General features: G+C 46.1%; 1 protein-coding gene. It reads right to left on the bottom strand.

All coding sequences use genetic code 11. The features are described 5' to 3' along the window. Positions 1 to 227 precede the first annotated feature (227 nt). A partial coding sequence (locus tag HMPREF1024_RS00060) for an integrase core domain-containing protein (RefSeq protein WP_009310166.1) occupies positions 228 to 764 on the bottom strand: 537 nt, incomplete at its 5' end.

Below are 764 nucleotides of genomic sequence, written 5' to 3'. Positions count from 1 at the left end.
GGGCGTCTTGATTGCGGGATGGGTAGTACATTAGCTATTTAAAGCGCTAAGCAGCATAAAGCGTGGATATACCTGGTAAGAAATAGCACCGTCCCGGTATAATCGACGTGGCGCTTGAGGCTTTTTGCCTCATGACGTGAAGGTGGTTTGTTACCGTGTTGTGTGGCAGAAAGCAGAAAGCCCCGTAGTTAATTTTCATTAACCCACGAGGCCCCCTGTATGTCTGATCAACAACAGTATGGCCTCTTACCGTGCTCAATTGTATGGGTCCACCACATATTGCAATTTTTACTCTCACGTAAAATATAGTCCACTGGCGTCATCAGTTCGAGTGATTTATGTGGCCTTTTGCTGTTATACAGCACCAGATATTCAGCCATTCTTTGATTAAACAAATTCAGGTCCTCAAAAAGCAACAATTCATTGAATTCAATAAATTGTTCTCTAAGTGTCCGGTTAAATCGCTCACAGGTCGCATTCATTTTCGGTGTGTACGGATAGGTCCAGATGTGTTTAATCGAGGCTTCCTGTAGCGTTTTATCAAAGTTACCGAGGAACTCCTTACCGTTGTCAGTGACAACTTGTCTGATAGCGACAGGAAAGAGCTTTGTGGCCTTGCTGAAGAAATGGCTGGTAATATCGCTGTTGAGTGAAGGGACCGCCAGGGCCAGCGCATAGTCGCTGTGCTCGTCGATCATGGTAATGATATAGCGGCGTAGGTCCCCCATCCTGAGTTCAATCGCGTCCATCCCTATGAGTTCGCC

The sequence above is a fragment of the Klebsiella sp. 4_1_44FAA genome (genome assembly GCF_000238715.1).
Taxonomy (GTDB): Bacteria; Pseudomonadota; Gammaproteobacteria; order Enterobacterales; family Enterobacteriaceae; genus Klebsiella; species Klebsiella pneumoniae.
The sequence above is the reverse complement of the archived record's forward strand: the minus strand, read 5'-3'. Positions and strand labels throughout refer to the sequence as shown.